General features: G+C 59.7%; 19 protein-coding genes. 4 read left to right on the top strand and 15 right to left on the bottom strand.

The window, feature by feature from the left end; all coding sequences use genetic code 11:
• Positions 1-100: 100 nt before the first annotated feature.
• From truA to AB5Y83_RS19880, 4 genes are all read right to left on the bottom strand, one after another.
• On the bottom strand, positions 101-910 hold the full coding sequence (gene truA / locus AB5Y83_RS19895; protein WP_368175823.1) for a tRNA pseudouridine(38-40) synthase TruA: 810 nt from the start codon (positions 908-910) through the stop codon (positions 101-103).
• Between the two features lie 202 nt (positions 911-1,112).
• Positions 1,113-3,317: a FimV/HubP family polar landmark protein gene (locus AB5Y83_RS19890; RefSeq protein WP_368175822.1), complete on the bottom strand. Its 2,205-nt coding sequence runs from the start codon at positions 3,315-3,317 to the stop codon at positions 1,113-1,115.
• Between the two features lie 271 nt (positions 3,318-3,588).
• Positions 3,589-4,605, bottom strand: a complete 1,017-nt coding sequence (locus tag AB5Y83_RS19885; protein WP_368175821.1) for an aspartate-semialdehyde dehydrogenase — start codon at positions 4,603-4,605, stop codon at positions 3,589-3,591.
• Between the two features lie 193 nt (positions 4,606-4,798).
• Complete coding sequence (locus tag AB5Y83_RS19880) at positions 4,799-5,920, bottom strand: 4-phosphoerythronate dehydrogenase (protein ID WP_368175820.1); 1,122 nt, start codon at positions 5,918-5,920, stop codon at positions 4,799-4,801.
• Between the two features lie 248 nt (positions 5,921-6,168).
• On the opposite strand from AB5Y83_RS19880, the gene AB5Y83_RS19875 reads away from it, so the two are divergent.
• The 3 genes from AB5Y83_RS19875 to AB5Y83_RS19865 all read left to right on the top strand — a co-directional run bounded on the left by AB5Y83_RS19875 (position 6,169) and on the right by AB5Y83_RS19865 (position 9,287).
• Positions 6,169-6,912 (top strand): phosphatase PAP2 family protein, encoded by a 744-nt coding sequence (locus AB5Y83_RS19875; protein ID WP_201956061.1) that lies wholly within the window; start codon positions 6,169-6,171, stop codon positions 6,910-6,912.
• A gap of 100 nt (positions 6,913-7,012) precedes the next feature.
• Positions 7,013-7,690, top strand: a complete 678-nt coding sequence (gene rnt / locus AB5Y83_RS19870) for a ribonuclease T (RefSeq protein ID WP_005333780.1) — start codon at positions 7,013-7,015, stop codon at positions 7,688-7,690.
• Between the two features lie 274 nt (positions 7,691-7,964).
• On the top strand, positions 7,965-9,287 hold the full coding sequence (locus AB5Y83_RS19865; RefSeq protein ID WP_005333782.1) for a Na+/H+ antiporter family protein: 1,323 nt from the start codon (positions 7,965-7,967) through the stop codon (positions 9,285-9,287).
• Between the two features lie 87 nt (positions 9,288-9,374).
• Here the strand turns inward: AB5Y83_RS19865 and purL are convergent, their stop codons facing one another.
• Positions 9,375-13,298, bottom strand: a complete 3,924-nt coding sequence (gene purL, locus AB5Y83_RS19860; protein ID WP_368175819.1) for a phosphoribosylformylglycinamidine synthase — start codon at positions 13,296-13,298, stop codon at positions 9,375-9,377.
• 149 nt (positions 13,299-13,447) lie between these two features.
• Here purL and mltF point away from each other — a divergent pair, with 149 nt between their 5' ends.
• Positions 13,448-14,932: a membrane-bound lytic murein transglycosylase MltF gene (mltF, locus tag AB5Y83_RS19855; RefSeq protein ID WP_005344877.1), complete on the top strand. Its 1,485-nt coding sequence runs from the start codon at positions 13,448-13,450 to the stop codon at positions 14,930-14,932.
• Positions 14,933-15,304: 372 nt separating this feature from the next.
• On the opposite strand, the gene AB5Y83_RS19850 is transcribed toward mltF, so the two are convergent.
• From AB5Y83_RS19850 to ndk, 10 genes are all read right to left on the bottom strand, one after another.
• On the bottom strand, positions 15,305-15,529 hold the full coding sequence (locus AB5Y83_RS19850) for a zinc ribbon domain-containing protein (RefSeq protein ID WP_005333789.1): 225 nt from the start codon (positions 15,527-15,529) through the stop codon (positions 15,305-15,307).
• 124 nt (positions 15,530-15,653) lie between these two features.
• On the bottom strand, positions 15,654-17,150 hold the full coding sequence (der, locus tag AB5Y83_RS19845; RefSeq protein WP_005333794.1) for a ribosome biogenesis GTPase Der: 1,497 nt from the start codon (positions 17,148-17,150) through the stop codon (positions 15,654-15,656).
• A gap of 74 nt (positions 17,151-17,224) precedes the next feature.
• Positions 17,225-18,409, bottom strand: coding sequence for an outer membrane protein assembly factor BamB (bamB, locus tag AB5Y83_RS19840; protein ID WP_005333796.1), 1,185 nt, complete (start codon positions 18,407-18,409; stop codon positions 17,225-17,227).
• A complete protein-coding gene (locus AB5Y83_RS19835; protein ID WP_368175818.1) occupies positions 18,402-19,052 on the bottom strand; it encodes a YfgM family protein in 651 nt (216 codons plus the stop codon). Before AB5Y83_RS19835 ends, bamB begins: the two co-directional genes overlap by 8 nt.
• A 3-nt stretch (positions 19,053-19,055) precedes the next feature.
• Positions 19,056-20,333, bottom strand: a complete 1,278-nt coding sequence (gene hisS, locus AB5Y83_RS19830; RefSeq protein ID WP_005344864.1) for a histidine--tRNA ligase — start codon at positions 20,331-20,333, stop codon at positions 19,056-19,058.
• Between the two features lie 138 nt (positions 20,334-20,471).
• Complete coding sequence (ispG, locus tag AB5Y83_RS19825; RefSeq protein WP_005333801.1) at positions 20,472-21,587, bottom strand: flavodoxin-dependent (E)-4-hydroxy-3-methylbut-2-enyl-diphosphate synthase; 1,116 nt, start codon at positions 21,585-21,587, stop codon at positions 20,472-20,474.
• Between the two features lie 10 nt (positions 21,588-21,597).
• Positions 21,598-22,566 carry a cytoskeleton protein RodZ gene (gene rodZ / locus AB5Y83_RS19820; RefSeq protein WP_157160988.1) on the bottom strand — a complete coding sequence of 323 codons (969 nt, stop codon included), beginning with the start codon at positions 22,564-22,566 and terminating at the stop codon, positions 21,598-21,600.
• The gene (gene tapF, locus AB5Y83_RS19815; protein WP_085943024.1) at positions 22,556-23,347 is read right to left on the bottom strand and encodes a PilW family type IVa pilus biogenesis/stability lipoprotein TapF; all 792 of its coding nucleotides are present in this window, start codon (positions 23,345-23,347) and stop codon (positions 22,556-22,558) included. Before tapF ends, rodZ begins: the two co-directional genes overlap by 11 nt.
• Before the next feature lie 11 nt (positions 23,348-23,358).
• Complete coding sequence (locus AB5Y83_RS19810) at positions 23,359-24,462, bottom strand: bifunctional tRNA (adenosine(37)-C2)-methyltransferase TrmG/ribosomal RNA large subunit methyltransferase RlmN (protein ID WP_005344856.1); 1,104 nt, start codon at positions 24,460-24,462, stop codon at positions 23,359-23,361.
• 167 nt (positions 24,463-24,629) lie between these two features.
• Positions 24,630-25,058 (bottom strand): nucleoside-diphosphate kinase, encoded by a 429-nt coding sequence (gene ndk / locus AB5Y83_RS19805; RefSeq protein WP_005333805.1) that lies wholly within the window; start codon positions 25,056-25,058, stop codon positions 24,630-24,632.
• Between the last annotated feature and the right edge of the window lie 119 nt (positions 25,059-25,177).

The following is a 25,177-nucleotide window of genomic DNA, read 5'->3' as shown; positions in this document are numbered from 1 at the left end:
GTGCCTGACAAAACGCATCGAGCCTAGATTGTTCAATGACTTAATAGCTCGATGGCAACAAATGACGGGTCATTAAACCACAATTTTTCGGGCGCAGTTACTAAAAACTGGTCGTACCCGGTGCCGAGTCCGGCAGCCACAGCGGGCCGAGCGGCAACTGCGGCAGAGCAAACTCGGCCGGGTAATCCACGTCGACCAGATAGAGACCACCGGCCTTGGCAGTCGGCCCGGCCAGATTGCGATCCTTGGCAGCCAGCACCTCGGCAATCCACTCCACCGGTTTGAGCCCCTGCCCCACCAGCAGCAGGGAGCCGGTAATATTGCGCACCATATGGTGCAGGAAGGCGTTGGCGCGAATATCCAGCACGATATAGGGCCCCTGACGGCAGACACACAGATGGGTCACATTGCGCCACGGGGTGTTGGATTGGCAGGCGACGGCACGGAAGGTGCTAAAGTCGTGCTCCCCCAGCAGGCTCTGGCCCGCCTGGTGCATCAACTCGGCATCGATGGTCTCGTGGTAGTGGCTGACGCCACTGCCGAGGATCGCCGGCCGGTAGTTGTGGTTGTAGATGACATAGCGGTAGCGACGGGCGGTGGCGCTGAAGCGGGCATGGAAGCTCTCGTCCACCTGCTTGACCCAGCGCACGGCGATATCCGGCGGCAGGTTGGAATTGAGCCCCAGGGTCCAGGCCCCTTCGGCACGGTTCGCCTCGGTATCGAAGTGGATCACCTGACCGGTCGCATGGACACCGGCATCGGTGCGTCCGGCACACTGGATGGAGACAGGGTGGTTGGCAATCCGGCTCAGCGCCGTCTCCAGTTCAGCCTGCACGCTGATCACTTCACGCTGACGCTGCCAGCCGAAATACCGGCTGCCGTCATATTCAATACCTAGGGCAATTCGCATGGATAAACTTGTCTTGTTGTGAAAACGCAGTGAAAGAAACGGGGCGGATTATACGCGCTCAGCCTGAAAAGTCCCACCACACGCCGCAATTGGCCTGAATGGTCAGCCTGCGAGGCCATGCTCACCCCATAACAAATCGCCAAAAGGAAGAGGGCAGCCTGCTGGCTGCCCCCGTTTTGCTGATCCCGTAATGGGAAATCCTTTAGCCCAACCGCTTGAGCAACTTCTCGGCTTCGGCGCGCTGGTGATCACTACCCTGCTCCGCCGCCTCTTGCAGCAGCTCGCGGGCACTATCCTTGTCGTCAATCTCGAGGTATGCACGGGCCAGATCCAACTTGGCACCCACACCGCCGTCGTCGGCATCCACGTCAAATCCGGTGGATTCCGGCAGCACCTCGGGGAAGCCATCCAGCCCCACATCCAGCGAGAAGCCCTGATACGGCTCCTGCTCCGGCGCAGTGGCATCCGCTTCAGCCAGCAGCTTGTCGATCTCGACGTAGCCACTCTCCTGCGCCTGCTCACGGGGCTGGAGATCTGCCGGATGTGATTCCACCTCGGCAAACGCATCTTCGAAATCGGAGAGCGCCAGCTCGTTGGGATCCCACTCCAGATCCAGTTCCGCTTCCTTCGCCTTGACAGGCTCAAGACCGAGCTCGGCCAGCATGGCATCCGCACTCTCGTCGGCGTCCTCTGCGGCACTGAGATCAATGGCGTTATCATCTTTGCCAGCAGCAGGCTCGTCGAGGGCATTGTCGAAATCGCCGAGATCGAAGCTCGCCAGATCGTCGTCAGCGGAGCCGACTTCGTCGATGGAGCTCAAATCGGGCTCGAGGTCGGCTGAGAGATCCGCATCCAGCTCGGCAAACAGGGCTGCCTGCAGCTCCTCTTCGCTCATGATCTCGTCAGCGGCCTTGGGCTTGGGGTTGAACTCGCTCGCCAGATCCATGGCGGGCTCGTTGGCCAGCGCAATGGGCTCATCCAGCGAGAGATCGAGATCCGGCACCAGGTCCGGGTCACGACTGGCTGGCTGGACCGCCATCCGCTCGGGCTCAAAGCCCTGCAGCTCCATCTCGCCGTCGTCGCTGAACACCAAGTCGACATCCTGCTTGGCGGCTGGCTCGTCAGGCTCCATCGGCATAAAGCCATCCGGGGTGTTGAGATCCGGCACCGGGCGCACCGGCTCGTTGTCGGTCACATCGACGCTCAGCAGATCATCAAACTCGCTCTGCTCCTGATCCATCATCATGGCGGTGGATTCGGAGAGGCTCTTCTCCTGCTCTTCCAGTTCGCGGCGGGCACGGGCACGCAGCCACAGGGTCACCAGCGCCAATACCAGCAGCACCGGCAGCAGAATGATCATGGCGAGGTTGAGCGGTGAGGCAAGCAGATCCATCAACCAGTTTTTCTCAGGTTCAGGCTCGGCTACCACCGGCGGGACCGGTTGGGCCTTGAGCTCGGCAATCTCTTTTTGCAGCGCCGTCTGATCCTGCAGCTGTGCCTTGAGGGTCTCCACCTCTTCGGTCAGGGATTGCAGACGCAACTTGAGCCTGTGGTTCATCTCGGTCACCTGGCCGAGCTGGGCATTGGCATCTTCCAGTGCCAGCGCCATCTCGGTAGCCGGTTTGCCCACCGGTTTATCCAGATCGGAAGGCAGAGGCGTCGGGGTGGTGCCTTCTGCTGCGCTCGGAGCAGGTGCTACCGCCTCTTTCGGCGCAGGCTCGCTCACCTTGGCCACTTCTTTGGTTTCAGCCGCCGGTTGCGGTGCCACCACCGGGGCGGGAATGGGGGCGGCTTTCGCCACTGGCAGCGGCGCAGGCGCAGCCTTCACCGGCTCGGTCTTGGCGGCTTCAACCTTCGCGGGTTTGGCGGCAGCCGGCTTGGCGGTGTGGGCCTGCTTGTCAGCCAGATATTTGGGGCTTAACCCCTTCCAGCTGGCGTTGTCGCTACGGAACTTGGCGCGGGCCTGAGCATCAGTGATGACGCTCGCCTCGGCCGCAGTCGGCAGCAGAATGCGGGATCCCACCAGAATGTGGTTGATATTGCCATCGGCAAAACTGCGGGGGTTTTTCTCGTAAATCGCCACCATGGTCTGGTAGACGCTGACCCGATTGGAGGGGCGATATTTGCTCGCCAGGCTCCATAGGGTATCGGTCGGACGAACAGGGCCATAGCTACCGGCATTGGCAGTGACCTGACGCACCACCGGCTGGGCGGTTGTACGCACCGGTTGTGCGACGGGTCTGGCGACCGGCTGCGCCAGTGGCTGGGAATTGACGGCGGGAGGTGCGGGTTCGTCAGGGCCTTTTAGCTCGACAAAAAAAGGCTCCCGCGCCGAGTCTTCAGCCTGGACGGTGCCCAGCAGACCCAATGCGAGTAGCGTTGCCAATGTTATGCGGGAATGTCCCATATTCGTTCCTTCGTATGACGGCCCTATCACATTGAAAAATCTGGATAGTTACCCCAAAACAGTCGGTTCAATATAAATCAGGCTCGCCTGGCAAGCCAGCAGTCCGACACATTTAGCACCCAACTTGACCCTGAGTGTAGGAAAAAACTTAATCAGTTGATATCGCAACAGAATCTTGAAGTGACGGAGTGCGGCATGGGTCACACCCCGGTTTGATCACAGGCCGGATGCGCAGCACTCCCTGCTGCGCATCGGTGGCATCTGACCAGCCTTACAGATAGTCGCGAACCAGCAGCTCGGCAATCTGTACACTGTTGGTTGCCGCGCCCTTACGAACGTTATCGGCCACGATCCACATATTGATACCACTTGGATGAGAAATATCCTGGCGCACCCGACCCACCAGCACCTCATCCTTGCCGGTTGCGTCACGCACCGGGGTCGGATAGTCCCCTTCGTCATCAAACAGGGTCACACCCGGCGCACTGCGCAGCAGATCCTTGACCTGTTCGGCATCGAGCGGCTGGTGCAGTTCGACGTGTACCGCCTCGGCGTGGCCGTAGAAGACCGGCACCCGCACGCAGGTGGGGTTCACGGCAATGCTGGCATCCCCCAGGATCTTCTGGGTTTCCCATACCATATTCATCTCTTCACGGGTGTAGCCGTTGTCAGTGAAGCTGTCGATCTGCGGGATCAAGTTAAAGGCGATCTGTTGCGGATAGAGGGTCGGTTCCACCGGACGACCGTTGAGCAGATGAGCGGTCTGGCCCGCCAGCTCGCTGACCCCCTCTTTGCCGGATCCTGACACGGATTGATAGGTGGCCACGTTGATGCGGGCAATGCCCACTTCGTCGTGCAGCGGCTTCAAAGCCACCAGCATCTGGATGGTGGAGCAGTTGGGATTGGCGATGATGTTGCGATTGCGAAAATCGGCCAGCGCATCCGGGTTCACTTCCGGGATCACCAGCGGGATATCTTCGTCGTAACGGAAGCAGGAGGTGTTGTCGATGACGATACAACCGTGCTCGGCAGCAATCGGCGCCCACTTGGCCGAGACCTCGGCACCGGCGGAGAAGAGTGCGATCTGTACCTGGCTCCAGTCAAACTCCTCCACATCGAGGATCTCGAGGTTCTTGCCGCCAAAGCGCACGGTATCACCGGCGCTGCGGCTGGAAGCCAGCGGATAGAGGGTCGCTACCGGAAATTCGCGCTCTTCCAGGATCTCGATCATCGCCTGACCCACGGCGCCGCTGGCACCCAATACCGCTACGTTAAACTGCTGGCTCATTCTGTTCTCCTCTGATAATGCTGCAATGGCGCCGGGTGGCGCCATGGTCGGCAGGCTCCCGCACGGCGAGATGACGCTGCCTGATATGGCTGAGCCGGCGCAGCAGGATCTGCGCCAGCTCAGTAAAAAAGGGGGTCGAGGTAGCCAGTACGGCTCACCCCTTCCGGTTATCTTCCAACTCTTGGTCCCCGATTCAGGGGCGTGACAGCGCAAATCCCAGCTCGCCCAGCGCCTGGTCGGCAAACGCACCCTCAACTTGCAGGGAGGATAGTTCACGGCGCTCGGGGTAGTGTTTGCGCTGCTCGTCAAAGCTGCCGGGTAGACCGAGTCGGGCCCGGAAACGGGCATCATCGCGGCGCACGTCATAGACCAGATGCACCAGTTGCTTGATCAGCGCCTGATCCGGTGCGCGGCCCGGCACCACCGCCTGCACATCGGGGACTGGCAGGAGCTTACTCAAATCCTGACGAGGCTGGCGTCCCAGCTGCTGGCAGAGCGCCTGATAGAGCATCCAGGTACCGCGGGCCTTCCCCTCCAGGCTGTAACCGGCGATATGGGGGGTGGCAATCTCGGTATGGGGCACCAGCGCAGCCAGTGGCTCGGGCTCGTTCTCCCACACATCCATCACCAGTCGTAAAGGCTTATCGCTCAGCTGGCGTGCCAGCAGGGCCCGGTTATCCCACACCTCGCCACGGGATGCGTTGATCAGGATCTGTCCGGCAGGGCGCGCGGCAATCTGTTCGGCATCGAGCAGATGGTAGGTGGCATCCACTCCTTCACGGGTGATGGGCACATGGAAGCTGACGATATCGGCGCCAAGGGCGGTCTGGTAATCGACAAAGCCCGCATCGGGATTATCCCGCGCCCTGGGCGGATCGCAGCGCAGCACCCGCATGCCGAGTGCTTGGGCCTTGGTCGCCACACACTCGCCGGTATTGCCCGCGCCAATCACCGCCAACGTCATGGCTGAGAGCTCGAGTTCATAGCGCTCGGCCAGCACCAGCAAAGCGGAGAGCACATAGTCCCCCACCGAATACTTGTTGCAACCGGGAGCGCTGAAGAAGGGAATATTGCGGCTTGCCAGCAGCGCCTTGTCCACATGGTCGGTGCCTATGGTGGCGGTGCCGACAAACCCGAGTTTGGGGCTGGTCGCCAGCAAATCGCCGTTGACGCGGGTGACCGAACGCACCAGCAGCACATCGGCATCGAGCAGATCGCAGGCCTGCATCTGCCGTCCGGGCAAGGCGATCACCTCGCCAAATTCGGCAAACAGCTCCACGGCATGGGGCATATTCTCATCAACGACTATCTTCATCGGGCTCTCTTTGGTCACAACCGCCACGGGGGCGCCATTCTAGCGCAAAGCCGCCCGAGATTTCAGCCTGTGATGCAATCCGGCGCGAAACGGGACCACATTGCGCGGCAGCCGCTCCATCCGCCCGCTCAAACAGCGGATGTCGCCACAAATGTGTAAGCAGAGGTAACAAACGTGCTGCTCGGCTTTGTCCGGGCATATCACGGTGGCACAATGCCCCTCTTTTTTCGCGATCACCCATACCCACCATGCCGCCACACGCTTCGTCGCTCCCAATGTCAACCGCTTCACTCACCCGCAGTCAGGTGCTTGGCTTCACTGCCCTGTTAATCCTGCCCCTGCTGCTGCTCGCCACCCTGCCCTGGCAGCCTTTTCTGACCGGCTCCCTGCAATCAGGCTGGTTATGGTGGTCATACGCCCTCACCCGCATGGTCGATATTCCCGGGATCGGGGTCAGTGGCGCCCTCTTGCTGTTGCTGACCCGCTACAAAATCAAACTGGAGCTGGCTCCCTTCATTGCGCTGGGGTGTGCGCTGGCAGCCCTGCTCGCCAGCGACTGGGTGCTCAAGAGCCTGATCAAACACCTGACCGAAGAGCCCAGACCCTATCTGCTCTGGCTTGAGAGTCAGTCGCTGATCCCGGCCATCAAGCACTTCTACGCCAGTAGCGTCGATGTGCGCAGCGAACAGGTTCACGCCGCCAGCCAGCTGCTGGCCCTGCCAGAGTGGCTCGGCCACCACTGGCAGGACGAGGTGAACTACGCCTTCCCCTCTGGCCACAGCATCGCCGCCATCAGCCTGGCCCAGTTCTTTGGTCTGATCTGGCTGGCCCGCGCTCCCACGGGCGTCTGGCTGCTGCCGTTGTGGGCGCTGGGGATTGGTCTGTCACGCATGGTAATGGGAATGCATTGGCCGGTGGATGTGCTGGCCAGCGCCCTGTTGGGCACGCTCACGGCGCTGATTGCCGCCCGCTGGTGGCTGCACAGATATTGAATCCTGCGCCATCTTGCCGCGGCTTACTGCAACGGGATGGGGGGACAAGCCTGTGCTTTTTTGCCATAATGCCGCCTCATTTTATCCCGACCGAGATCCCATGACCGACGCAGTTCATACCCTCAAGGGCCGTTTCCGTGGTTTTTACCCCGTCGTCATTGATGTTGAAACAGCCGGGTTCAACGCCAAGACCGATGCCCTGCTCGAAATCGCGGCTTACACCCTGAAAATGGATGAGCAGGGCTGGCTCGTTCCCGATCAGGTATTCCACTTTCATGTCGAGCCTTTCGAAGGGGCCAACCTGGAAAAGGCTGCGCTGGAGTTCACCGGCATCGACCCCTACAACCCGTTGCGTGGCGCTGTCTCGGAAAAAGAGGCGCTGACCGAGATCTTCAAGGGGATCCGCAAGGGGATGAAGGAGCAGGATTGCGGCCGCGCCATCATAGTGGCCCACAACGCCACCTTTGATCACGGCTTCGTGATGGCTGCCGCCGAGCGCGCTGGCCTCAAGCGCAATCCGTTCCACCCGTTTGCGACCTTCGACACCGCTGCTCTCTCCGGATTGGCGCTGGGTCAGACCGTGCTGGCCAAGGCATGCCAGAGCGCCCGCATCCCGTTTGACAATAAAGAGGCGCACTCTGCCCTCTATGACACCGAACGCACCACAGAGCTGTTCTGTCATATCGTTAACCGCTGGAAGAGCATGGGGGGTTGGCCGCCAGCGCATCCGGATGATGACACAACCGATGCCCCTGCTGATGATGAGGGGCAAGAATAAACGGACGAAGGCTGCCACTGGCAGCCTTTGCTTTTTTGGGGAAGTGATTGATTGCACGGCGCACCGGAAATCGCTATCAAGGCCACTATCCACCGCTGCGCACGTGATACACGGAGACAAACAGGTCACAAACCCTCATGTTGAGCAACCTTGTGCCACATGCTGCTGCGATATGAGGGGTTTGACTGATTTTTTACTCGACATTTGTCACATTTTTCGCAAACTAACTCCCCTTCACATGACAGACAGCAATAACAAACTATAAGGAAATCAAATGAATCCAGTTGTTATCGCAGTCGGGCTGATGCTGGTGCTCAGTCTGCTGCGGATCAATGTGGTGGTCTCGCTGGCGCTGGGGGCCATTGCTGGCGGCCTGGTCGGTGGGCTGTCGTTGACCGATACCCTCACCACCTTCAGCGGTGGTCTGGGCGGTGGCGCCGAGATTGCTCTCTCCTACGCCATGCTGGGCGCCTTTGCGGTTGCCATCTCCCGCTCCGGGATCACCGACTTGCTGGCCCGCAAGGTGATCAACCAGTTGGGCAAGGATGCCAGCTCGACCCGCATCATGTGGGTCAAAACCCTGCTGCTCTCTTCCGTGCTGGCCGTGGCGATCTCGTCCCAAAACCTGATCCCGGTTCACATCGCCTTTATTCCCATCCTGATCCCGCCACTGCTGCATGTGATGGCGCAGATGCAGATCGACCGTCGTCAGGTGGCCTGTGTCCTCACCTTTGGCCTGACAGCCACCTATATGGTGCTGCCGGTCGGCTTTGGCGGCATCTTCCTGAATAACATTCTGGCCAAGAACCTGATCGATAACGGCGTGCCCATCACCACCAGCCAGATCCCGCTGGCGATGGCCATTCCGGTTGCCGGTATGGTACTGGGCCTGCTGATTGCGGTATTCATCAGCTATCGCAAACCGCGCCAGTACGATCTGGCCAAGATCCTGGATGCCGAGCCCGAAGCGGTCGAGCTCAACCTCACCCACATCTGGGTGGCCCTGCTGGCCATTGGCGTAGCGCTGGGGCTGCAACTGATGACCAACAGCATCGTACTGGGTGCACTGGCCGGTTTTGTCATCTTCACCTGCGGCGGCGTCATCAAGTTTCGCGAAAGCCAGGATGCCTTCACTCAGGGGGTGCGGATGATGTCGCTGATCGGCTTCATCATGATCTCCGCCGCCGGTTTTGCCGCGGTGATGAAGGCAACCCACGGGGTCGACTCTCTGGTTCAGGTGGTCGCCTCAGGCATCGGCCAGCACAAAGGGATCGCCGCCTTCCTGATGCTGCTGGTGGGCCTGCTCATCACCATGGGGATCGGTTCTTCCTTCTCCACCGTGCCCATCATCGCCACCATCTATGTGCCGCTCTGTCTGCAGCTCGGCTTCTCACCGATGGCGATCATCGCCCTGGTCGGTACCGCTGGCGCGCTAGGGGATGCGGGTTCACCGGCCTCCGACTCGACGCTGGGCCCCACCTCCGGCCTCAACGCCGACGGCCAGCACGACCATATCTGGGACAGCGTGGTGCCCACCTTCATTCACTACAACATCCCGCTGGTGATCTTCGGCTGGATTGCCGCCATGGTGCTCTGATATGTAAAGTCAGCATCTAACTGAACTATTCATAAAAAAACCGGCCAATTGGCCGGTTTCTATTTTTATGCGCTGGTGCTGTCTCTATTAACCCAGACGAACCCGGGCGTTGCGGAACATCCGCATCCAGGCGCCGTCCTCGCCCCAGTTGTCGGGGTGCCAGGAGTTGGCCACGGTGCGGAACACCCGCTCCGGGTGCGGCATCATGATGGTGGCGCGACCGTCGGTGGTGGTCACGGCGGTGATACCATCCGGCGAGCCGTTGGGGTTGGCCGGGTACTGCTCGGTCACGCTGCCGCGGTTATCGACAAAACGCAGCCCTACCAGACCGCTCTGCTGCAGTGCGCTCAGGTGAGCGGCATCGCGCACCTCGACACGCCCTTCCCCGTGGGAAACGGCAATCGGCATCACCGAGCCTGCCATGCCGGCGAAGAAGGCCGACGGGGACTCCTGCACCTCAACCAGACTGAAGCGGGCCTCGAAGCGCTCGGAGCGGTTGCGCACAAAGCGCGGCCAGAGATCGGCACCCGGGATGAGTTCTCGCAGGTTGGACATCATCTGGCAACCGTTGCAGACACCCAGAGAGAGGGTATCGCCACGCTCGAAGAAGCGCTGGAACTGCTCGCGGGCGTTGTCATTGAACAGGATGGACTTGGCCCAGCCTTCACCGGCCCCCAGCACGTCACCGTAGGAGAAGCCGCCACAGGCCACCAGGGTCTGGAACTCCTCCAGCTTGATGCGACCGGAGAGAATATCGCTCATGTGCACGTCCACCGCCGCGAAACCGGCACGATCGAACGCCGCCGCCATCTCCACATGGGAGTTGACCCCCTGCTCGCGCAGCACCGCCAGACGGGGTGAGACCCCGCGGGCAATGTTAGGTGCAGCCACATCCTCGGACGGGTTGTAAGTCAGCTTGGCATGCAGACCCGGATCGGTGGCGTCCTGACGGGCCGCGTGCTCACTGTCGGCGCACGCCGGGTTGTCGCGCAGGCGCTGCATCTGCCAACTGGTCTCGCCCCAGATGGTGCGAAGGGCAGTGCGGCTGGCGCGATAGACCTCCTGACCGCCCCGCTGCAGGGTGATGAGATCCCCCTCGCGCACGGTGCCGAGCACATGGGAGCAGGCTGCCAGACCGTGACCGGCCAGCAGGGTCATCACCGTCTCTTTGTCTTCACGACGCACCTGAATGACGGCGCCCAGCTCTTCGTTGAATAGCGCCGACAGCAGCTCGCCGCCGATGCGATCGAGCTGGATGTCGAGGCCGCAGTGACCGGCAAACGCCATCTCGGTCAGGGTGACGAAGAGGCCACCGTCAGAGCGGTCGTGATAGGCGATCAGTTTGCGATCGGCCACCAGCGCCTGAATGGCGTTGAAGAAACCCTTGAGCTGAACCGGATTGTCGAGATCCGGCGCCTTGTCGCCCAGTTGACGATAGACCTGCGCCAGCGCAGATGCGCCGAGGCGCTGTTTGCCGTTGCCAAGGTCGACGAGGATCAGGTCGGTTTCACCGAGATCGGTACGCAGTTGCGGAGTAACCGTGTTGCGCACATCCTCGACCCGGGCAAAGGCGGAGATGAGCAGGGAGAGCGGCGAGGTGACGCTGTGCTCCTTGCCATCCTGCTGCCAGCGGGTCTTCATGGACATGGAGTCCTTGCCCACAGGAATGGTGATGCCAAGGGCCGGGCAGAGCTCCTCGCCCACCGCTTTGACCGCCTCATAGAGACCGGCATCTTCCCCCGGGTGACCGGCAGCGGCCATCCAGTTGGCGGAGAGCTTGACCCGCTTCAGCGACCCGATATGAGCCGGCGCCAGGTTGGTGAGCGCTTCCGCCACCGCCATGCGAGCGGAGGCGGCGTGGGAGAGCAGCGCCACCGGGGTACGCTCGCCCATCGACATGGCTTCGCCGTGATAGCTGTCGTAGGTGGCAGCGGTGACGGCGCAATCGGCCACCGGGATCTGCCAGGGACCAACCATCTGATCGCGATTGACCAAGCCAGTCACGCTGCGATCGCCGATGGTGATAAGGAAGGACTTCTCCGCCACGGTCGGCAGACGCAGAACCCGCTCGGCCGCGTCACTCAAAGTGATGCCATCGAGCTGGAGCGCTTTGCCCTGTGCTGGCAGGGTCACCACGTCGCGGTGCATCTTGGGGGCCTTGCCCAGCAGCACGTCCAGCGGCAGATCGATGGGCTGGTTGTCAAAGTGGCTGTCAGAGAGGGTCAGATGCTTCTCTTCGGTCGCGGTGCCGATGACGGCATAAGGGGCGCGCTCACGCTCGCACAGCGCCTTGAACAGCGGCAGCTTGTCCTGCGCTACCGCCAGCACGTAACGCTCCTGGGATTCGTTGCACCAGATCTCCAGCGGGCTCATACCCGGCTCGTCGCTCTGGATGGCGCGCAGATCGAAACGACCACCGCGCTCACCGTCGTTGACCAGCTCCGGCATGGCGTTGGAGAGACCACCCGCCCCCACATCGTGGATAAAGACGATAGGGTTGTCGTCACCCAGCTGCCAGCAGCGATCGATCACCTCCTGGCAACGGCGCTCCATCTCGGGGTTGTCACGCTGCACCGAGGCAAAGTCGAGATCTTCGGCTGACTGGCCGGAGGCCATGGAGGATGCGGCACCGCCGCCCAGACCGATGTTCATCGCCGGGCCGCCCAGCACGATCAGCGCCGCGCCGACCGGGATCTCCCCTTTCTGGACATGTTCGGTGCGGATGTTGCCGATGCCGCCTGCCAGCATGATGGGTTTGTGGTAGCCACGCACCTCGACGCCGTTGTGGCTCGGCACCTCCTCTTCGAAGGTACGGAAGTAGCCGAGAATGGCCGGACGGCCGAACTCGTTGTTAAACGCGGCGCCGCCGAGCGGCCCCTCCTGCATGATGTCGAAGGCACTGACAATGCGGCTCGGCTTGCCGAAATCCTGCTCCCAGGGCTGCTCGAAGCCGGGAATGCGCAGGTTGGAGACGGAGAAACCGACCAGACCCGCCTTGGGTTTGGCACCGCGACCGGTGGCACCCTCGTCGCGGATCTCGCCGCCGGAGCCGGTGGCTGCCCCCGGGAACGGGGAGATCGCGGTCGGGTGGTTGTGGGTCTCCACCTTCATCAGGATGTCGACCTGTTCCTGGTGATACTGGTATTCGCCGTTGGCCGGGCTCGGGAAGAAGCGGCCACCCTGGCTCCCTTCCATCACGGCGGCGTTGTCTTTATAGGCAGAGAGGACATGATCCGGCGTCTGCTCGAAGGTGTTCTTGATCATCTTGAATAGCGACTTGGGCTGCTGCTCGCCATCGATGGTCCAGTCGGCATTGAAGATCTTGTGACGGCAGTGCTCGGAGTTCGCCTGGGCGAACATGTAGAGCTCGATGTCGTTGGGGTTGCGACCCAACTTGGTGAAGTTCTCCACCAGATAGTCGATTTCGTCGTCGGCCAGCGCCAGACCGAGCGCCACGTTGGCTTCGGCCAGGGCTGCGCGACCACCGCCCAGCACATCCACCTGGGTGAAGGGGCGCGGCTCGTGGTGAGCAAACAGGGCGGCAGCTTCGCTCATCTCGGCAAACACCACTTCCATCATCCGATCATGGAGCACGGCGGCAATGGCGCTGCGCTGGGCGTCACTCAGTTCACCCTGCCCCTTGATGGTCAGGTAATAGGCGATACCACGCTCCAGCCGCTTGACCTGTTTCAGGCCGCAGTTGTGGGCGATGTCGGTTGCTTTGGAAGACCAGGGGGAGATAGTGCCGGGGCGGGGGGTAACAAGAAACAGCTGACCGCTGGGGGTGTGTTCGGGGATGGTCGGGCCGTAGCGCAAGAGCTGGCCCAAGGTCGCTCGCTCGGGGGGAGAGAGGGGGCTTGTCAGCTCGGCAAAGTGCACATACTCGGCATAGACATCCTCTATCTCTACTCCGCTCTCTACTCCACTCTCGTTTCTCATCTGTGCGAAGCGTTGCAGCAGTTTTTGGACACGAAAATCAGACAGTGCTGGGGCACCACGCAAGATATCCATATGACCTTTCTCACCAAGTTTTAAAGTGGGGGGGAATTGAGACGCGCGTATTATAGGGATCTGGCTCACAGTGGACAAACGTTTTTCTCACTTCGTGCAGTGTGACTCTGCGCACACTCTCTGGTATAAAGGTGCCTCTTTTTTGACAAATGCCGATTTTTTCAACAAAGGTACTCACCTACTTGCGCTGCATTTTTCGACTGTTTATCGGGCTGTTGTTGACGCTGACACTGGTTGGCTGCGACTTCTATAGCCCCTCCAGCCAGCTGGAGCAGATCCGCCAGCGAGGCGAGATCCGGGTTGGCACCATCTATGGTCCCACCTCCTATTACCAGCGTGACGACCTCGCCCAGGGGTTCGATTACGAGCTGGCGCAAAATTATGCCGACTGGTTGGGGGTGAAACTCACCATCATCCCGGTCGACACCACTGACCAACTGGTCACCCTGCTGAAAAAGGGCAAACTCGATCTGGCGGCTGCCGCCATCATGGTCACCCCCGAACGGCGCGAGCTGTTTCGCTTCGGCCCGGGCTTCTATCAGGTCTCTCCCAAACTGGTCTACCGCAACGGCAAACCCAAGCCAGCTTCGTTGAACGATATCAAGGGCAAGTTGGTGGTGGCCGCCGGCTCCACCGGTGAAGATCTGCTCAAAGAGATGAGCAAAGAGAATCCGAAACTAGCCTGGAGCACCAGCGACAACGCCGATGTGGAGGAGCTGCTCAAGCAGGTGGTGGATGGCAAGATTGACTACACGGTGGTGCAGGATACCGTGCTGGCCCGTACCCAGCGCTACTACCCGGAGCTCACCGAGGGGCTGACCCTGGCCCAGAAGCAGACCGTTGCCTGGGCCATGAGCAAGCTGCCCGATGACAGCCTCTATGCCAGCGTGATCGACTTCTTCGGTCAGCGTTTTATGGATGGTGCCATCGCCAAGCTGGACGAGAAGTACTTCGGCCACGTGCAGAACTTCGACTTTGTCGATACCCGCACCTTCCTCAAGCGCGCCAAGAGCCTGCTGCCCAAGTACCAGCCGCTGTTCCAGACTCACGCCAAGAATATCGACTGGCGTCTGCTCGCCGCCATCAGCTATCAAGAGTCTCACTGGGACCCACAGGCCCGCTCTTACACCGGCGTGCGCGGCATGATGATGCTGACCGAGCCCACCGCCAAGGCGATGGGAGTCAACGACCGGCTTCATCCGGAAGAGAGCATCAAAGGTGGCTCCCTCTATCTGCAACAGATGATGGAGAAGGTGCCGGATTCGGTGCCCGATGACGAGAAGGTGTGGTTTGCCCTCACCGCCTACAACATAGGTTACGGCCACATGATGGACGCCCGCCGCCTGACCAAAGAGCTCGGCAAGAATCCTGACGCCTGGAGCGACGTGAAAGAGGTGCTGCCGCTGCTGCAACAGGCGCGCTGGCACCGCAAGGTGCGTTATGGCTATGCCCGTGGCAGCGAGGCGCGCAACTATGTCAACAACGTGCGCCAGTATTACCAGAGTCTGCTCTGGCTCGACAACGAGCAGCAGAAGGCACATCAGCGGGAGAGTCTCGACAACGACAGCGAGCCCGAGCTGGCCGAGCGCCCCACCGCCATCGCCGAAGTGGTCAATCAGATCACCATGCGCTAACCAGCCATTATTCGGCTGTTTTCACGCAAACTTCTCTGTTACCATCGATTCATATCGGAGCCTATCCGAAATCGCATTGTTTTCATTATGTTGAGAGATTAAATAACAGCAATTTCGGATGGGCTCCATCAATGACCCAAGGCCGGGATGGCCAACTGAGTTGGGAGGAGACCAAGATGCAAAAACGTAGAAAAATCAGTCTGGTCAGAAAAGCGAAGTGCAGCTGGAGCCCCAGACGCAAACTCAAGCTTAATGACATCAAGCGCAATCTGTGGCGCAGAAATCGATCCTATACCCTGCTTATTGCAGAGCACACAGCATAAACCCGGCATTCGCCGGGTTTTTTATCTTCTTTCTCACCTGAATACTGTCTTACACCAGCGCCGCCTTGAACTGTACCGACCGCTTGGAGATCAGCGAGTTGCAGTGGTTGCAGAAGTAATCCACCGCGCCGCACGCCTTGAGACGCTCCAGCTCCTGCTGGCAGGTGGGGCAGATGGCCGTGACGCGAACAGGGGCCTGGCACTGGCCACAGGTTTGCTCCTTGCTGCGGGTATCCAGTTCAGCCTGGCATGATGGACAAAGCAGGGCTTCCATAATCAACTCCTCGAAAAGTGGATCTGCCATGGTCTTGTTCCATGGCAGATCCCCCTCACCTTATTCCTCACCTTAACATGGCGAGGATAACAAAGCGGCTGCCGGTGAGGGCAGCCGCAAGGACTTATTTCTTCTTCATTTTCAGCAGGCGTTTACGCTGACGTTCCTGACTCAGGGTCATGGTGTTCTTCTTCCCTTCAAACGGGTTGACCGACTCCTGGAACTCGACCCGGATCGGCGAGCCCATGATCTTGAGGGACTTGCGGAAGTAGTTGATCAGATACCGCTTGTAGGAGTCCGGCAAGTCGTTCAGCTGGTTGCCGTGGATCACGATGCGCGGGGGGTTGTAGCCACCAGCGTGAGCATACTTGAGCTTGACGCGGCGACCGTTGACCATCGGCGGCTGGTGATCTTCCTGCGCCATCTGCATGATGCGGGTCAGCATGGCCGTGCTGGTACGACGGGTGGCGGACTGGTAAGCCTCCTGAATGGATTCAAACAGATGGCCGACACCGCTACCGTGCAGGGCGGAGATGAAGTGAACGCGAGCGAAGTCGATGAAGCCCAAGCGACGATCCAGCTCGTTCTTCACATCCTCTTTCACCTTCTGATCCAGACCATCCCACTTGTTCACCACCAGCACCACGGAGCGACCGGCGTGGAGCACATAGCCAAGGATGCTCAAGTCCTGATCGGTGATGGTCTCCTGGGCGTCGATCACCAGCAGGCAAACGTTGGCATCTTCAATGGCTTTCAGGGTCTTGATAACGGAGAACTTCTCCACCGTCTCGTGCACCTTGCCACGACGACGCACACCGGCGGTGTCGATGACCACATACTTCTGCTCGTCACGCTCCATAGGAATGTAAACGGAGTCACGGGTGGTGCCGGGCATGTCATAGACGATGACCCGATCTTCACCCAGCATGCGGTTGGTCAGGGTCGATTTACCGACGTTGGGACGACCAACGATGGCGAACTTGATGGGCAGGTCGGCAAACGGGGTCTCCTTGGTGTCCTCTTTGGTATCGAGTTCACCGGCAGCCACCATGCGCAGCAGGGCTTCTTCGTCGAAGTCCTCCTCTTCTTCATCCTGCGCATCTTCATCGGTAGCGGAGTCGACCAGGGTCTCCAGATGGGGAGCCAGGGCCAGTTCCAGCAGGCTCAGCACACCACGACCGTGGGCGGCCGCGATCTGGTAGACCTCACCCAGCGCCAGACCGTAGAACTCGGAGACCGCGGAATCACCGTCGATACCGTCGGTCTTGTTGGCCACCAGAAATACCTTCTTGTGGGCCTTGCGCAGGTGCTCGGCAATGGCTTGATCCGCCGCGGTCAGACCGGCACGGGCATCCACCATGAACAGCACGACGTCCGCTTCTTCGATGGCCAGCAGGGATTGCTCGGCCATCTTCAGCTCGATCCCCTCTTCGGTGCCATCGATACCGCCGGTATCGACCACGATAAATTCCAGCTCGCCCAACTTCGCCTGACCGTATTTACGGTCCCGGGTCAGACCGGGAAAATCGGCAACCAGGGCATCCCGAGTACGGGTCAAGCGGTTAAACAGGGTGGATTTCCCCACGTTGGGGCGGCCCACCAGGGCTACTACAGGAGTCATAAAAGCCTCATTCTCAAGACGACAAAGGCTCCGGGTCCGAAGACCAGGAGCCGGATATTCACATTATCGGACGATCAAGGACGCTTGAGGGCGTACAACTTGCCGTCACGGCTCTGCACATACAGGGTCTCGCCATCCACCAGCGGGGCGGCATAGAGACCACTGCTATCGAGCTGCTGCATCGCCTTGATGGTACCGTCGGTACGATCAAGCCAATACAGGTATCCTTCCACATCACCCACCACCACATAGTCACCGAAGATGACAGGTGCAGTGACGGTACGATTTTCCAGCTGGGTGTTGGACCACAGCTCCAGACCGTTGCGACGGTCGATGGCAAACAGGTGGCTGCGACTGTCGGTCAGCACGATGGCATTTCCGGTCATCGCCAGATCGCGATAGCCGGAATACTTGCGCTTCCACACTTCATCGCCGGTCATCAGTTTGCGCGCCATCAACTGACCGTTGTAGGCGATGGCATAGAGCTCATCACCGGCGATCAGCGGGCTGGCATCGACGTCAACCATGCGGTCCAGCTCGGTAGCACCGCGCGGATCAGCCACCTTGGACTGGCGCACAGGCTGGCCATTGCTCAGCAGGGCGATGCCCACCTTGCCATCGGCACGACCGTAAATCACGGCGCCGTTGGTGATCACCGGTGCACCGGCACTGCGCAGGGTCAGCGGCGGCTGCTCTTCGGAGAGCGACCACTGCATCTTGCCTTCATCAGTGTCGAGGGCGATCAGGCGACCGGAGGTGGTCAACACCACCACGCGGCCATCTTCCACCGCAGGGCTTGCCACCACTTCGCCGGGCACATTGGTCTGCCAGAGCACTTCACCGTTCTCTTCGTTCAGGGCGTAGACCACCCCGTTCTCGGAGCCGAGGAACAGCTTGCCGTAACGGGAGACCAGACCACCGGAGAGGCGGGCGCTGCGCTTGTCGGCGTTGACCGGCAGGTCGGCCAGATCGACAGTCCAGAGGCGATCGCCACTGGCACGGTCAAAGGCGCTGACATCGCCGTCACGGGCCGCCGCATAGATACGATCCTCTTCCACCACCGGCTTGAGCTGGGAGTAGAAGTCACCGATACCATCACCCACAGTAGATGACCATGCGGTGTCGGCAGTGAAGGCAGATTCAACCTTGGGCAGCGGCGCCATCGGGTTGAGATCCTCTTCGGAACTGAACAGGGAGCAACCCTGCAGAGCGAAGGAGACCGCAGCCCCCAGCGCCACCATCTTGAATAGATTACGCATCCGGTGCCTCACCAATCGCAACGGCCGGCAGGGCCAGATCGTCCATTTTCAGCTTGAGCTCGGCGCTACCCTGCAGGCCGCCGGCATCCGCCGCCGCCTGATAGGCATCACGAGCCTCTTCGGTCTTGCCCTGCTTTTGCAGCACATCACCACGGGCTTCGGCTACCTGCGCCTTGAAGGCCTCATTCTGGATGGTCGCCAGCTTGGCCAGCGCTTCATCTGCCTTGCCCTGATCATTCAGCACACGGGCCAGACGCAGCGCCGCGATGGGACGAATGCTCTCGTCCCCCGTGGTCGCCACCAGCTCCAGCTGCTCGGCAGCCAGATCCAGCTTGCCCGCCTTGACGGCAGCGGCAGCCAGTTGCAACGCGGCCAGTTCACCGTAGGAGTCACCCTTGTTGGCGGTGACAAACTGCTGTGCCTGCTCGAAACCGGCGGCATCGCCCTTGGCCAGCTGCTCAATCACCTGGTTGTAAGAGTGGGAGGAGGCCTCCATGGTCTCTTGCTGGTGCTGGTTGTAATAGCGCCAGCCGAACAGACCGACCAAACCGATCACGGTCCCGGCAATCACCGAGGTTCCGTTCTCTTTCCACCACTCCTTGATAACCTCAACCTGTTGTTCTTCGGTGGTATAGACTTCCACAGCTTACTCTCCTTTGGCTGCCAGCAGGGCAATGGCGGCGTCAACCTTGACGGTCTGTTGCTCGGCCTGACCACGCAGATATTTGATAGTGATCTCCCCGTTTTGCACCTCGGTCTCACCAAGGATCAGGGCGATTGCCGCGCCGCTCTTGTCGGCACGTTTGAGTTGTTTCTTGAAGTTGCCACCACCGCAGTGGCTCATCAGGCGCAGGTCCGGCAGGGCATCGCGCAGACGCTCGGCCAGCTGGAAGCCAGCCTGTTCGGTCCCCTCGCCCACCATCGCCAGATAGACATCCACCGCCGGGCGGATATCGGCGTTGAGCTCGAGAGTTTCCAGCATCAGCACCAGACGCTCCATGCCCATGGCAAAGCCCACGGCCGGGGTCGGTTGACCGCCCAGCTGCTCTACCAGACCATCGTAGCGGCCACCGGCACAGACGGTGCCCTGGGCACCCAGACTGCTGGTGACCCACTCGAACACGGTCAGGTTGTAGTAGTCAAGACCACGCACCAGACGCTCGTTCACTTCGTATTTGATACCGGCAGACTCGAGCAGGCGCTTGAGCCCCTCGAAGTGGGCCAGGCTCTCTTCGCCCAGATGGTCGAACAGACGCGGGGCACCCGCCAGAATGGCCTGCACCTTTTCATCCTTGGAGTCGAGCACCCGCAGCGGGTTGCTGTACATGCGGCGCTGGCTCTCTTCGTCCAGCTGATCCTTGTACTGCTCCAGATAGGCCACCAGCGCATCGCGGTAAGCGGCACGCTCGGCGCTCTGACCCAAGGTGTTGAGCTGCAGGGTGACATGCTCGCTGATGCCAAACAGACGCCACAGACGGTGGGTCAGCATGATCAGCTCAGCGTCAATGTCCGGCCCGTTGATGCCAAACAGCTCGACACCGAACTGGTGGAACTGGCGATAACGGCCCTTCTGGGGACGCTCGTGACGGAACATGGGGCCCATGTACCACATCCGGCGTTCCTGGTTGTAGAGCAGACCGTGTTCGATACCGGCACGGACGCAGCTGGCGGTCCCTTCCGGACGCAGGCTCAGGCTGTCGCCGTTGCGATCTTCAAAGGTGTACATCTCTTTTTCGACCACGTCGGTCACTTCACCGATGGCGCGCTTGAACAGATGAGTCTGCTCGACAATCGGCATGCGCACTTCGCTGTAGCCATAGCTGGCAACGACCTGGCGCAGGATCTGTTCAACCTTCTGCCATACCGGGCTCTGCTCCGGCAGGCAATCATTCATACCGCGAATAGCTTGGATCTGTTTTGCCACGTTGATACTCGAGAAAAAGAGGTAAAATTTGGCCGCATTATAGGGATTTTCCCCCCCAAGGTAAAATCAGGGAATCCGGATGCGGGATTTAAAATCAGTCACCTGGAAAAAGGGCCACCCAATGTGGCCCTGTTTCGCTCACTCCTTGTCCATCGGGATCCGGTTGGCGGGATCCAGCATGGCGGCGCGGGCGCGAATGCGGCGCTCCAGAGTTGGAATGAGATCCTTGTTGTCGAGCCGATCGACCCGCTGGCCCCCCTCATAGAAGGCACTCTTGTTAGCAGCCCCCGCCAGACCAAGGTCGGAGACCAGCGCTTCGCCCGGACCATTCACCACACAGCCAATGATGGAAACATCCATCGGTGTGATGATGTCTTCGAGCCGCTCTTCCAGTGCGTTGACGGTGGCGATCACATCGAACTCCTGCCGTGAGCAGGATGGGCAAGCGATAAAGTTGATGCCACGGGAGCGAATGCGCAGAGATTTGAGGATATCGAAACCGACCTTCACCTCCTCCACCGGATCCGCCGCCAGCGAGATACGCAGGGTATCGCCGATGCCGTCGGTAAGCAGCATGCCCAGACCAATGGCAGACTTCACCGCGCCGGCACGGAAACCGCCCGCTTCGGTGATGCCAAGGTGCAGCGGCTGCTCGATCTGCTTGGCCAGCAGGCGATAGGCACCTACAGCCAGGAACACATCGGAGGCCTTGACGCTCACCTTGAAATCCTGGAAATCGAGACGATCGAGATAGTCCACGTGACGCATGGCGGACTCTACCAGCGCCTCTGGGGTCGGCTCGCCGTACTTCTCCTGGATATCTTTCTCCAGCGACCCGCCATTGACCCCGATACGGATCGGGATATTGAGGTCGCGCGCGCAATCGACCACAGATCGCACCCGCTGCTCGTTGCCGATGTTGCCCGGGTTGATACGCAGGCAGTCGGCACCGTACTCGGCCACTTTCAGGGCGATGCGATAGTCGAAGTGGATATCGGCAACGATGGGGATGCGGGTTTGCTGTTTGATGAGCCGGAAAGCTTCCGCCGCTTCCATGGTGGGCACGGAGACACGGACGATATCGGCACCGACCCGCTCGATCCGCTGGATCTGCTCGATGGTGGCGGCGACATCTGTGGTCTTGGTATTGGTCATGGTCTGCACGGTAATGGGGGCATCGCCCCCAACCGGTACATTACCAACCATGATCTGTCTGGATTTACGACGAATGATGGGTGATTCGTGAGAAGACATGGGAAACAGATTACTCCTGCGGCAGTGAGAAGCGGGCTGTACGACCGTTGTTGTAACGGCTCATATCAAACGACTGACCCTTGTAGTCAAGCTTGACGGCCATGGGCGCGCCAATGATGAACTTCAGGGGCTCGGCGCCTTCCAGCACCAGCTCGTCGTTGGCCTTCTTCAGACCACTGAACAGGGTCTTGCCGTTGGCATCCTTCACATCCAGCCAGCAATCGGCGGTGAAGCTCATCTTCAGTTGCGGCGCAGTCGCCGGATCAACGACAGCCTCTTCGGATTCGGTGCCATTGGCGCCGGATACCGCTGCATCGGTCGCAGTGCCGACAGCCGCACTGACATCGGTCGGGGCAACAGCCGCAGAAGCTGGCGCCAGGGTAGCAGTCGCATCGGAGACCACTGCAGGGGCAGCCACGTCCGTGGCGGCCGGTGCGATGGCAGCGCCTTCCACCGGAGCGGTGTTGATCGTATCGGGCGGCGTGATAGCAGGTTCAGCCGGAGTCGAACCGGTTGCACTCATCTCGGTGGCTGCCAGCGCTTCATCACCGGCGGAGCGACGGGAAGTACTCTGCCACCACCAGGCGACCGAGAGCGCAATCAACACCAGGATCACCAGCCAGGTCACCACCTTGAGCCGACTGTCGTTGGCTTGCTGGCGGGAGCGACGGGAGAAGCTCTGCATGTCGATATTGTCGGGAGGAGTCAGACCCAGCTTGTCGTAAGCAGCCAGAATGGTCTCGTCGGGGATCCCGACCAGCTTGGCATAGGTACGCAGATAGCCCCGAATAAAGGTATGGGAGGTGTGCTTGTCGTAGGTATCCGATTCGATAGCGGCGATCAGGGTCAGACGAAGGTGAATGCGGGACGCAACCTGTTCTCGTGTCCAGCCAAGCTGTTCACGGGCGTTGCGCAGCAATTGGCCTGGGCCTACTGCCTGGGAGTCGTCTTGGAAATCGTGTTGCTGTTCAATAGTCATTGGCTAAATAACGCTTGGCTTGTTGCGAAGTGGGATATTGCCTTACCAGCTCAGTCCCGAATTGGTGAAGTAATGCCGGCTTGTCCATCGCCTGTGCCAGCCGAAGTCTCAACCAGAGACTCTCCTCGTTCTCGTCTGACACATCGGCAAAACGGGCGAGGTAGGACTGCACATCAGGCAGCTTGCCATCTTTCATGGAAAGCTCGGCCAAGTCCAGCAATAACCCTGGATTGCGGGGATTATACCCCAAGGCCAGGCGATAGTACTCGCCTGCTTTATCATTTCTGCGATTTTGCAGCGCACAAAGTGCCGCATTTTCATAGGTATCGGCAATTTTTACGTAGCCTGGCTGAATAACAGCCTGGTTGAACGCCTGATCTGCCTCGGCATACCTGCCGCGATCACAGAGGAAGGCACCATAGTTGTTCATTGCGTCAGCATTGGACGGATCCATGGCAAGGGCGTTCTTGTAATGGGTCTCGGCTGCCTTGAAATCTCCTACCTTCTGGTAAAAGTAGGCAAAACCGATCTGGATCTGGGGGTTGGAGGGGTCATACTGGAGGGCGCGGTCAAGATTGAACTTGGCCTGCTCGGCATTGCCCTGACGCAGGTACTGGATACCCAGGTCAAGGCGGGTTTGGGCAGCCGCCTTGAGGTCAGGACCCACTTCACGCTGGGTCGAGTTCTGGCCAGCGTAAGTGGTCTCGGTCACACAGCCTGGCAGCGCGCAGAGCGCTGCCACTACGATCAATGTACGTGTATCCATTCCCTGTCTATACAATGGCTTAGCATTTAAACCATTTTGACGGAAATCCCATCCTGTTGCATCCGATTTTTGATAGTTCGCTTGGTACGGTCAATCACGTCACCCACCAGCTGACCACAGGCAGCATCGATGTCATCACCACGAGTCTTGCGGACAATAACGGTGAAACCGTACTCCATCAGCACCTTGGAGAAGCGATCGATACGGCTGTTGCTCGGCTTGCCGTAAGGGTTGCCCGGGAAGGGGTTGAACGGGATCAGGTTGATCTTGCTCGGCGTGTCCTTGAGCACCTTGGCCAGCTCGTGCGCATGCTGCATATCGTCATTGATATGATCGAGCAGCACATATTCGACGGTTACCCGACCACCGTTGGCATTGGATTTGGCCAGATAACGACGGACACCGGCGAGGAACTCCTCGATGTTGTACTTGTCGTTGATCGGCATGATCTCTGAACGCAACTTGTCGTTCGGGGCGTGCAGGGAGATAGCCAGCGCCACGTCGATCTGGTCACCCAGCTTGTCCAGCGCAGGTACCACGCCAGAGGTGGAGATGGTCACCCGGCGCTTGGAGATGCCAAAGCCGTAGTCATCCATCATCAGACGCATGGCGGGCACCACATTGGCGAGGTTGAGCAGCGGCTCGCCCATCCCCATCATCACCACGTTGGTGATGGGACGCTTGCCGCCAACCACGCGGGCCGCACGCCACACCTGACCGATGATCTCGGAGACTTTCAGGTTGCGGTTGAAGCCTTGTTGGGCGGTAGAGCAGAACTTGCACTCCAGCGCACAGCCAACTTGAGAGGAGACGCAGAGGGTCGCGCGGTCATCTTCCGGGATGTAGACGGTCTCTACCTCCTGATCGCCCACCTGCAGGGCCCACTTGATGGTGCCATCGGCAGAGCGCTGCTCGCGGCTGATCTCGGGCGCCTTGATCTCGGCAATCGCCTTGAGGCGCTCTTTGAGCACCTTGTTGACGTTGGTCATCTGATCGAAATCATCACACCCAAAGTGATAGATCCACTTCATGACCTGATCTGCCCGGAATGGCTTCTCGCCCAGTTCGACGAAAAAGGCACGCATGGCATCCCGATCAAGATCCAGCAGGTTGATTTTTGTTTCGCTCATCAATGGCCTCAGTTCAAACACTTCATCAATTATTGGCTGACGACGTCAGGGGGCGGCATTGTACAAATAATGGGTCTGGCTTTCCACCTGGAGAATAGAGGGATATTGCGTAAACGGCGAAAACAACAAAGGGAGCCGAGGCTCCCTTGGGTCATCATCCACAAAAATCAGCCGCGCGGGCAGATCTCGTTGTCAGAGAAGAAGTAGGCAATTTCGCGGGCAGCGGATGCAGGTGCATCGGAGCCATGCACTGCGTTGCGATCGATGCTCTCGGCATAACAGGCACGCAAGGTACCAGCCAGCGCCTCTTTCGGGTTGGTAGCGCCCATGATCTCGCGATTGCGACGGATGGCGTCTTCCCCTTCCAGCACCTGCACCATGACAGGGCCAGAGGTCATGAAGCTGACCAGATTGTCATAAAAAGGCTTGCCCTGATGCTCGGCATAGAAACCGGCAGCCTGTTCACTGCTCATGTGAAGCATTTTGGATGCCACCACTTTCAAGCCTGCACTTTCGAAACGGCTATAGATGGCACCGATCAGGTTCTTGCTGACAGCATCCGGTTTGACGATAGAGAAGGTACGTTCGATGGCCATTGATATCTTTCCTTAACTACAGAGTTTTATTGTTAGAATCCATGTTCGCTGGCGATTATACGTAAACAAAAACCGGAAAAACACACAAACAAGCAACTTTTTATTAAACATCACTCCCT

The sequence above is a fragment of the Aeromonas sp. R5-4 genome (assembly GCF_040908215.1).
GTDB classification, from domain to species: Bacteria; Pseudomonadota; Gammaproteobacteria; order Enterobacterales; family Aeromonadaceae; genus Aeromonas; species Aeromonas veronii.
The sequence above is the reverse complement of the archived record's forward strand: the minus strand, read 5'-3'. Positions and strand labels throughout refer to the sequence as shown.